Annotated in this window: 9 protein-coding genes; 4 read left to right on the top strand and 5 right to left on the bottom strand. The window is 55.5% G+C overall.

Translation table 11 applies throughout. The features are described 5' to 3' along the window. The 4 genes from H8Q75_RS08135 to H8Q75_RS08150 all read left to right on the top strand — a co-directional run. The coding region (locus tag H8Q75_RS08135) for a hypothetical protein (RefSeq protein ID WP_297041111.1) at positions 1–972 on the top strand (972 nt) is incomplete at its 5' end. Between the two features lie 3 nt (positions 973–975). Then, positions 976–2,094, top strand: a complete 1,119-nt coding sequence (locus H8Q75_RS08140) for a hypothetical protein (RefSeq protein WP_297041112.1) — start codon at positions 976–978, stop codon at positions 2,092–2,094. Positions 2,095–2,174: 80 nt separating this feature from the next. After that, entirely contained in the window at positions 2,175–2,645 is a 471-nt protein-coding gene (gene bcp / locus H8Q75_RS08145) for a thioredoxin-dependent thiol peroxidase (RefSeq protein WP_024124309.1), read from the top strand. Beyond that, positions 2,642–3,097 carry an NUDIX hydrolase gene (locus tag H8Q75_RS08150; RefSeq protein WP_024124308.1) on the top strand — a complete coding sequence of 152 codons (456 nt, stop codon included), beginning with the start codon at positions 2,642–2,644 and terminating at the stop codon, positions 3,095–3,097. The genes bcp and H8Q75_RS08150 overlap by 4 nt, the downstream gene beginning before the upstream one ends. Here the strand turns inward: H8Q75_RS08150 and H8Q75_RS08155 are convergent. From H8Q75_RS08155 to H8Q75_RS08175, 5 genes are all read right to left on the bottom strand, one after another. Beyond that, positions 3,083–3,880, bottom strand: a complete 798-nt coding sequence (locus tag H8Q75_RS08155; RefSeq protein ID WP_157869638.1) for a precorrin-2 C(20)-methyltransferase — start codon at positions 3,878–3,880, stop codon at positions 3,083–3,085. The two genes, H8Q75_RS08150 and H8Q75_RS08155, sit on opposite strands and share 15 nt — an antisense overlap. Then, complete coding sequence (feoB, locus tag H8Q75_RS08160) at positions 3,826–5,616, bottom strand: ferrous iron transport protein B (protein WP_297041113.1); 1,791 nt, start codon at positions 5,614–5,616, stop codon at positions 3,826–3,828. The genes H8Q75_RS08155 and feoB overlap by 55 nt, the downstream gene beginning before the upstream one ends. Then, on the bottom strand, positions 5,613–8,501 hold the full coding sequence (locus H8Q75_RS08165) for a GAF domain-containing protein (protein WP_297041114.1): 2,889 nt from the start codon (positions 8,499–8,501) through the stop codon (positions 5,613–5,615). The genes feoB and H8Q75_RS08165 overlap by 4 nt, the downstream gene beginning before the upstream one ends. Before the next feature lie 30 nt (positions 8,502–8,531). Further along, on the bottom strand, positions 8,532–8,912 hold the full coding sequence (locus tag H8Q75_RS08170; protein ID WP_024124304.1) for a DUF1818 family protein: 381 nt from the start codon (positions 8,910–8,912) through the stop codon (positions 8,532–8,534). An 11-nt stretch (positions 8,913–8,923) separates the two neighbouring features. Continuing rightward, the coding region (locus H8Q75_RS08175; RefSeq protein WP_297041115.1) for an ABC transporter permease at positions 8,924–9,287 on the bottom strand (364 nt) is incomplete at its 5' end.

The raw sequence follows: 9,287 nt of genomic DNA on the forward strand, positions 1-9,287 counted from the left end.
CTGGCGATCGCCATCATTTTGATTGCCCTTTCCAGTCAAGGCCGAGACGGTGACGATCGTGGCCAAGACAGCTCTTGGGGGGGCGGTGGCCTGAATTTTTGGGTCTTTCCTGACTTTTGGTATTTCTTTGGCGATCCTTCCCCCCAGCGATCGCGCTCCCCATCAAGGGAAAATGGCGAGGAAATGAGCTTCTTTGAGGGGGTCTATTCCTTCCTCTTTGGCGATGGCAATCCCAATGCTGACCTTGAAGAACGCCGCTGGCAGCTGATTGGCCAGGTCATTCGCAACAATGGCGGGGCAGTTACGGCAGAGCAAATTGCCCCCTATCTCGATTTAGAAACCAATCCGGGGGACGATGAGTGGTACATGCTGCCTGTGCTCACCCACTTTAATGGTCGTCCGCAGGTTACAGAGACAGGGCAAATTATCTATTGCTTTCCTGAGTTACAAACGACGGCGCAAACTCGCCAAGGGCCACAGCCGACACTTCCCCCCATCTTGGAGGAGCAGCTCTGGCGCTTTAGTCGGGCGCCCGCTTGGCAAGTTATGGTGGCCATTGGCTTGGGCTGTGTCAATCTCATCGGTGCACTGATGCTGTGGTACCTGCTGGGAGATGGGGCGATCGCCCAAGAGCTGGGGGGACTGGTGGCCTTTGTTGCCTCGATCTTTTGGATTTTACTTGGCTATGGCATTGGCTTTTTGGGGGTTCCCTTGGGGCGGTACTACTGGTTACTGTGGCAAAATCAACGCATTCGCGATCGCAATGCCCGCCGCTACCACTTCGCTAATCTCTTGGCCAATCCCACACCCCAGTTGCGTGCCAAATTACGGGCCGCTCAAGCCTATGCCCAGCAGCGGCAAATCCGTGAACAGGATGTCATTTATCGCTCAGATCAGGATTTAGTGGAGCAGGAACTCGCCCAATCGGAAGCCATTGATCGCGAGTGGCTACGCCGCCTGGAATCGGAATAGATCATGACCCGCTCTGCTCTACGCCGAGTGGCTGCCAGAGGGAATCTTGAGGCCATTCAAGCCCTCCTAGCAGCGGCCCTTGCCCCCCAGGGGATAGGGGTCACAGTGGGTCAGCAGCCAGAATCTCTCCTGTTGCGCCTGCAGTGTCCAACGGCTGTCCCGGCTGCGATTGTGCTAACACTACTTGCTCGCGAACTGATCCATTGGCCAAGCTATGCCCACAGTAGTCTCCTGATCACAGCTTCCCAAGACAGCAACGATCTCTGGGAAGCGGTGCTTGACCTGACCCGTCCCCATGAGTTACTGCGCCTTGCCAAGGGGGAGCACCTGCGTCAGCAGCTCCCCACCCCTCCCCGCAGGGAGGAGTTTGGCATTCCTGTACAACCCCTCAGCACCCAAGATGGGCAAGTGATCGCAGCCGGGTTGGGTCTATCGCTTTTGCTCCTTGCTTCAGAGCAGGTGACATTTTTGCTCAGTCCGCTGGTGACTCTGGTTCACGAGCTGGGTCATGCAGTGATGGCGTGGTTCTTTGGCTATCCAGCGGTTCCGGCCTTTGATTTTCGCTACGGTGGTGGCGTCACCCTCCATGGCGATCGCGCAGGGGGTCTTGTCCTGCTCATCTATGCAGGATTACTGGCCTTGGCCTATTTCTACCGTCAAAATCGGCTTACCCTTATTTGCCTTGGGGTCTTGACGCTGCTCTACAGCCTTGTGGCCTTTAGTCCTATCCATGAAATGCTTTTTGTGGCCATGGGGCATGGCTTTGAACTGATTTTTGCCGTGATTTTTCTCTACCGTGCCCTCAGTGGTTGGGGGTGCCGCTACCCCGTTGAACGTCCCCTCTACAGTATGCTGGGGTTTTTCATTGTGTTTTTTAATATGCGCTTTGCTTGGCAGTTGCAGTTTAATCCTGTGTTTCGGGAGATGTACCTCATGGGTAAGGGGGGCATTGATCACGACTTTGTTCGCCTTGCCCGCGACTTTTTCCACACCGATTTAGCCACCGTGGTCGGTCTCTACGGCTTTTTTGTGGTTCTGACACCGGCGATCGCCTTCCTGCTCTATCGTTATCGCCAGCTCATGCTGTACCTATTGATTCGCCTCTTTTTCTCTAAGGGCTAGAGGCTACTCCCCTTGGCCACCCCAGCAGGTGCCAAACTAGGGGAAGATAGAAGTGGTCAACCATTGGGAATTGCTCAAAGATGTCCCTAACCCCTGGGGCGATCGCTCCCCCCTTTGAACTGGCCGATGCCACTGGTCAGCTGGTGCGTTTGGCTGACTTTCAAGGTCAGTGGGTGATTCTCTATTTCTATCCCCGTGACAATACCCCTGGCTGCACCAAAGAAGCCCGCGCCTACCGTGAGGTTAGTGCCACTTTGGGCGATCGCAACGTCGTTATCTTAGGCATCAGCCCCGACAGTGTCGCCTCCCACGCCAAATTCCAGCAAAAGCTCGACTTGCCCTTTCGGCTGCTGGCAGATGGGGATGCCAAGGTTGCCCAGGCCTACGGCAGCTATGGCCCGAAAAAGTTCCTGGGCAAGGAATATCTGGGTGTCTATCGGGATACGTTTCTCATCGATCCCACGGGTAAAATTGCCGCCATTTATCGGCGGGTCAAACCCGATGCCCACGTGGCGCAAGTGCTAGCGGATCTGGAGCGGCTGCAAGGGTGAGTGGGTTTTGGCGAGTTCTAGGCTTTTTCCTGAAGGGATTCTGGCGGCATCCCTTTGTGGCGGTGTCAGTCATTGCCTTGACCGCAGGCGATCGCCTGATTTTGGTGCAACGCCGCGATACCGGTCAATGGTCGCTGCCCGGGGGTATGATGGATTGGGGAGAAACCATTCTTGAGACGGGCGCCCGCGAACTGGCAGAAGAAACAGGGCTGCGCCTCCAGAGCTTTGAAGGCCTAGTGGGGGTTTACTCTGACCCGAAGCGAGATCCCCGTGTCCATGCCGTGTGTATCGCGATCGCTGCCCGGGTGGTTGGTGAGCCGCAGGTGTTGGACGCCAAGGAAGTGCGGGCAGTAGAGGCTTTTCCCCTGAGTGACCTGCCTTTAGCCGATCTAGCCCACGACCATGCCCGACAGTTACAGGACTATTTGAGTGGACATCTAGGATTGACCTAGGCACTCGAGAACATTCTCCAAGATTGGGCGCCGCTTCCAAACAATGAGCAGCGAAAAGTAGGGCAGGGTTAACTCTGGATAGTTTGTAAGGGGGGTGTAGATTTGTTGTTTGGGCGTTGTTGCCCAGCTCACCACTGCCGCCTGTTCCAAGAGATTATGTTCCTTGAGCCAATGCCAGACGGAGCCATACACCGATCGCACCTTCATTAAAACCACCACCTCTGCCCATGCCCATACCCGTGGGAGCTCATCCCCGTGGTACATCGCTGGCAAAATCGCTAGGCGCTCCCTCCCCAAGGTGAGGGGCACCCCTAAACTGGCCGCTGCTGCCAAGGGGGAGCAAACTCCCGGAATCACCTCAAGGGCAATATGGGGGTCAAGGTTCTGGACGGCTGCTGCTAGATAGGAAAACGTACTGTAGAAACTGACATCCCCCTCAGACACAAAGACCACATCAGTGCCCTGAGCAAGGTATGCATAGACTTGATCGGCTGCCTTTTGCCATGCCCGTTTTAAGATATCTTGCTCAAGAACATAGGGGAACTCGAGGGGAAGGTAAATTTGCTGGGGTTGTTTGTAGGGAGAAATAATCTCCTCGGCAATACCACGCCGTTTCTGTAGCCCCGCCGGAAAAGCAATCACCCTTGCTTGTTGTAGGCGTCGCCAACCTTTAAGGGTAATGAGTTCGGGATCGCCAGGTCCTATGCCAATGCCGCAAAGAGTGGTCACTAGCCCCATCCCCACCAGTGCCCAAGCTGATACACACTGCCACTGACGACCCACGCCATTACCAAGGCATAGAGGATAGCAAAAATTGTAAACTGCTTGCGTTTGGATTCACTCCAGAGGGTGGCAAGGGTGCTGAGACAGGGGGTATAGAGGAGAGTAAAAAGCATAAAGCTGTAGGCCTGCAGCGGGGTCAAGTCCTGGGCGATCGCCTGCTGTAGGGAGGTACCCGAAAGGTGATAGATAACTGCCAACGCGCCAATGACAATTTCCTTGGCCACAAAACCGACAATGAGGGCGATCGTCAGTTCAGGGGTAATGCCCGCCGGTGCTAAAAGCGGTTGTAGCGCTCTTCCCAGTTGGCCCGCCCAGGTTTCTGGGCTGGCGGGCGTTGCATTCAAGGGCAAATGGGTCAATGCCCACACCCCTAAGACACCGATCATAATGAAGCCCGTTGCCCGCGAGAGAAAGTGCCGCACCTCGCCCCACGCCCGCAGGAGCACCTGTTGTGCCGTCGGCCAACGATAGGGGGGCAACTCCAGCAAAAAGGGATCCGTATTCGGGAAATAGCCTTGAAAACAGAGGGCAGTGAACAAGGCTGCAAGGATGCTCCAACCATAGAGGGACAGCAGGACGGCTGCCCCCCACTGCGGTGGAAACAAGCAGGCAATGAGAAAGACAAACACCTGTAGCCGTGCTGAACAGAGGGAAAAGGGAATGATCAGCATTGTCAGCAGCCGCAGCCCCGGCGAGCGAATAATCCGGGTGGCCATCAAGGCCGGCACATTGCAGCCAAAGCCCATCAAGCTGAGAACAAAACTGCGGCCGTCCAAACCCAAGCGTGCCATCAAGCCATCCATGAGATAAGCAGCACGGGCCAGGTAGCCACTGTCCTCGACGATCGCCATCACAATAAAGAAGATGGTTACTAAGGGCACAAACGCTGCCACTGTGGTCATGCCGCCATAGATGCCCTCGATTAGCAAACTGCTGAGCAAGGGGGGAAGCCCTGCGAAGAATGGCGCCAGCACCTGTGCCTGAAAGGCTTCAAAGGTGTCACTGAGCCAGCCTTGAAGCCCTAGGCCCAGTACCCACACCCCTTGAAAGACAAGGTATAGCCCCCCAAAAAAGAGGGGCAATCCCCACAGGGGGTGTAGCAACCAGTGATCCAATTGCTCGGTTAGTCTGCGAACGGTGCGACTGGGGAAAGTGACGGTGTCCGCCAATAGGGGGGCGATCGCTCCCAAATCAAGCTCTGGTAACGTTGGCTGGAGGAGCGGGTTTTGGGGAATAGGTGCTTCCTTGAGAGCATGGCAAATGGTTTCGTAGGCCTCCCAATAGCCACCACCGTATTTGGCACTGAGAGCAACGACGGGCACCCCCAGGCGATCGCTCAACTTCTCAGTATTAATCTGAATCCCCAGTTGCCGAGCTTCATCAGCCATATTCAAAAGCACCACCATGGGTAGCCCCCAAGCCTTCACCTGAAGGGCTAAGCGCAATTGATGCTGAATCTGACTGGCATTGAGAATCACTAACACCAACCGCACCGGCACGCGTTGGAAAAACTCACGCACAATGGTTTCATCGGCAGCTGTCCCCGCCAGATCGTAGATGCCCGGTAAATCCACCAGCTTAACCCTCTCACCATTGAGGAAAATCTCGGCTTCTGCTAAGTCCACGGTAATCCCCGGCCAGTTGCCCACATGGGCACGGGCAGCAGCAATGCGATTGAAAAATGTCGATTTACCAGTGTTGGGGAGCCCGAGAAGGGCGATCGTGCTGGGGGTCATTGGCGTGGCTGTGAAGATTGCAGTTCGAAGGTACCCGTGTCGCCATTATTTAGGGGAATGAGCAGACGACTCAGGAAGCGGCCATCTTCTAACTTATACATGTCGAGGCTGTAGCCTAGGCGTTGACAAAGATGGCAGCAAATTTTGAGGTGGCGCCCGGGGGGCTGATCAAGGCTAGAGGGAGCAAGCCAGTCAAGATGCTCCAGTTGGTGCAGTTTAATGAGTAACTGTGGCTCCACTTCCCCATTGTCGGTAATGGAGAGTTCCAGCCAAGACTCCATTTTCCCCCCCTGACCCATACCTTCCATTTGCTGGCACCAAATGTCAATGCGGCCTTGGGAGGGCGATCGCTGGCAGGCAAAAAGCAGCAATTCATAGAGGATTAACTCCAGCTTGCTAAGGTCACCATTGAGGGTGAGCACAGGTTGATTGTGAACTTGAATCCACAGTTGTTTGCGCTGCTTCCAGTTTTCAATGCGATCCATCACTCGCTTGAGGACTACCGCTAGGCCGGCTGTCTGGGTGGCTTTGTCCAGTTGCCACACCTCATGGCTCAAGAGAGGATGGAGAGATTCCAGCTGGGTTTGCAGGAGCGTGCCCAACCGCCGCAGCAGTGAATCTGCCTCGGGGTGCTGCTGAACCCATTGCGTCAACTGATTGCAGAGACTCGCGAGTTGACCATAGACCTGTTCAAGGCGACGGTGTTTGTACCAGTTGAGGGTTTCAAGGGTCTGCCAGCCTTGGGTGAGCATCTGAATGAGGGAGGTGCTGCGGTGTGCCCAAGCTAAATGGTTGACAAGGGTAATGAAGGCCTCTAGGTGCAAGGTTGACCAGAGGCGATCGCGGCGATCGGCAACAATCAGCACTCCCGACGGTTCATATTCTGGATCAGTGCGCAGGGCGATCGCCAAAATCTGGCCCATGTCTGGGCCTGACAGCCACTCACGGGTACGGGGATCCAGTTCAGCGGCCGTGGTTTGAATCAACCAAGCGTAGGGATTGCCACTGACGTCGGCTTGGGAGGCCATCAGGGCACTGTGGATCAAGGGATCCTCGTAGATGGCAATCTCAGTGTCGTTGCGAATGGCAAACTTGGGATGGCTGGGGGGCGGTGCCACAATTGAGCCAACGGTTTGACCGGGTCGCCAAGTCACTAAAGCCACAAGGGGCACCTGCATCAAATTCATGAGCTGCTGCAAGCCCGTCATTTCAAGACGCTCGAGGTTTTGGGTGCGTTGCAGGGCCCTTAACCCCGCCAACATTGCCGATCGTACCTGCTCCTGCTGCGTATTGGTGTTTTGCAGTTGCCACTGATGGCTAATCAGGCCAAGGATACGAGCCACCTCCTGCACAAGAGTTTGCTGACTTTTGCCCCAAACGGTGGGTTCAGTGCGCCCCGCCAGCAGCAGCGCCTCCAAGGAATGGCCAGGGGTGGTGGTTGCCACCAGAAGGGACTGGATATTCAGCTTGCTGAGAACCTCCCTCCAAGAGTAAAGGCGCAATTCATTGCTGTAGTCCTCAAGGGCAATGGCGGTTGTGGCTGTTTCCAGAAGCTGCCAATCCATTTTTGGCAATGGCGGGAAGGGCGGATGGCGATCGCGCCCCCGGGGAGCGGGATACTGAAACAGGACATCAAAGGCTTGGGTCAGGGAGTTATAGGTCAGCAAAAAGACCCACTGCGCCCCTAGATCCGCCGCTAACTTTTCGCCCGCCCGGTGGAGCACCCGCCTCCAGTCCTGCTCCTCACAGATGGCTTGAGCCAACTCACTCGCCAAGCTTTGGGCATGCCGGGTTTGGGCCAAGAGATGTTCCAGGCGTTCAGTGGGCGCTGCCAAGGCCAATAGCTCTGCGGTGACTTGCAGGAGTTTCTTCTCGTTGTCGTTCCAAGGGTAAGGCTCATTGCGCTCGAATGTGAGAAAGCCCACGACATCCGTGCCCACCAGAATCGGGGTTGCCAGAAGGGCACGGCAGTTGAGCATTTGCATCAGCCGCAAGGGTGCGGTGGCACTGACGACACTTTGACTATCGCTGACGCTCACGATTTGGCCACTGGCAAAGGCAGTATAACAACCGGCTAACTCCTGCTGCGTAATCGCTAGGGGTTGCCGCTGGCTCTCGCGGCCCTGGGGTTTACCCACAGTGTAACTACGCCGCCGATAGAGGGGTTGCTCCAAATCTCGCCAAAAGAGGCTGGTACGTTGAGGTTGAGAAAATTGGTGTACTGCCAGCAACAGCGCTTCAATACGTTGGCCGAAGCTATTGGCACGGCTGGCCTCCTGCAGCAGATGGCGTATGGGGTCATCACTGGTAATTGTGGGAGCAGCCGCTTGCTTTGCTTCTGGTACCGCTTTCGTTGCTTTGGTCGCTGTTAGGCGTTCCAGTTCCGGGCCCAGGGCACTGACTAGGAGGCTCATGTGGGCCAAATCATCTCCCCGCAGTGTATCGCCCCATGTGGTGGAGCCAATTATAAGAATGCCAAGGGGTTGACGATGGCGGACAATGGGATAGATAGCGGTGCCTTCAATACCCAAACGGGTAGCGGCTTCCCGTAATTCTCCTAGGCGAGGTTCTTCCTTGAGACTGGGCAAACTAATGGGCTTGCGGTTCATCAACACCTGATCGAGAAGGCTGCCTGCAGCAAGGGTCAGTTTCTGTTTGAGAAAGGGATGATCACCGAGGGGCGTTGTGCCCCCTTGGCCAATGAGTTGTTTGGAGCCTTCATTGTACAGCCCCAACCAAAGAAAGGACATGCCAAGGGCTTCTTGGGCAAAGCTCACCAAAGGAGCAATGAGTCCCCCAATTTGCTCTTGCTGTTGTAACTGTTTGATGGTGTTGACCAGTGCCGCCAAGGGGGGGCTGACCTTCGGGGATTTCGCAGAGGTCATAGGGGCGATCGCAACCGAGAAGGATGTTTTCTATTGTAAACTTTGCTCCTTCGCAATCCTGTGCTCGAGTTCACAGCAGGCAAGGAGAAAGTCGGGGGGCACAGGGGCAGGCCATGTACCCTCAACACGGCGATCGCCCAACACAATCAGATGCAGGCTATAGGCATGGGGATAGCCCTCCAATTCCAAGTGCACCGCGTCGTTGCTACCACTGAGGGTAATCATTTCCTCGGGCATCAATTCCGGGGCGATCGCCTGCAGCTGCCCATGGAGTTGGCGAAATAACTCCACAAATGCCCTAAACTCGCTGTCAGTGAGTTCGGTGGCCCAATCCTCTGCCCCCACTAGACCTGCATAGTGTTGATCACTGCGCCGGCCCACCCGCCAGCCTTGTCCGACTCGCAGTTCCATCGGCCAACCCTCTACAACGGGGGTACGAGGCTACTGTTGCCGCCAAAGAGTGCCCAAGACAGGAAAAAGTTGAGAATAAAAATGGCCAGGAGCGAGATCACCACCGCCGCCGTGGTGGATTGACCGACGCCCTTGGCGCCCCCTGTGGTTGTAATGCCCCAATTGCAGCCAATGATGGCCACCACACCACCAAAAATGCCCGATTTGATAATTGAGCTCCAAAGATCCCAAGTTTGCAGAAAGTTCTGAATGGACTCAATATAGATCGCCCGGGGAATACCGTAGAGATAATCAGCAATAATCAAGCCCCCCCACAAGCCCGTTACCAGGGCTAAGATATTAAGAATTGGCAACATGAGCACACAGGCAATAAAC

This window comes from Thermosynechococcus sp. OHK43, from assembly GCF_014466085.1.
In the GTDB taxonomy this organism is placed as follows: Bacteria; Cyanobacteriota; Cyanobacteriia; order Thermosynechococcales; family Thermosynechococcaceae; genus Thermosynechococcus.

What these genes read in the sequence shown, in the direction of transcription:
- H8Q75_RS08165 (WP_297041114.1), bottom strand. Translation starts at nt 8,501, where the DNA reads ATGACCTCTGCGAAATCCCCGAAGGTCAGCCCCCCCTTGGCGGCACTG.
- feoB (WP_297041113.1), bottom strand. Translation starts at nt 5,616, where the DNA reads ATGACCCCCAGCACGATCGCCCTTCTCGGGCTCCCCAACACTGGTAAA.
- H8Q75_RS08140 (WP_297041112.1), top strand. Translation starts at nt 976, where the DNA reads ATGACCCGCTCTGCTCTACGCCGAGTGGCTGCCAGAGGGAATCTTGAG.
- bcp (WP_024124309.1), top strand. Translation starts at nt 2,175, where the DNA reads ATGTCCCTAACCCCTGGGGCGATCGCTCCCCCCTTTGAACTGGCCGAT.
- H8Q75_RS08170 (WP_024124304.1), bottom strand. Translation starts at nt 8,912, where the DNA reads ATGGAACTGCGAGTCGGACAAGGCTGGCGGGTGGGCCGGCGCAGTGAT.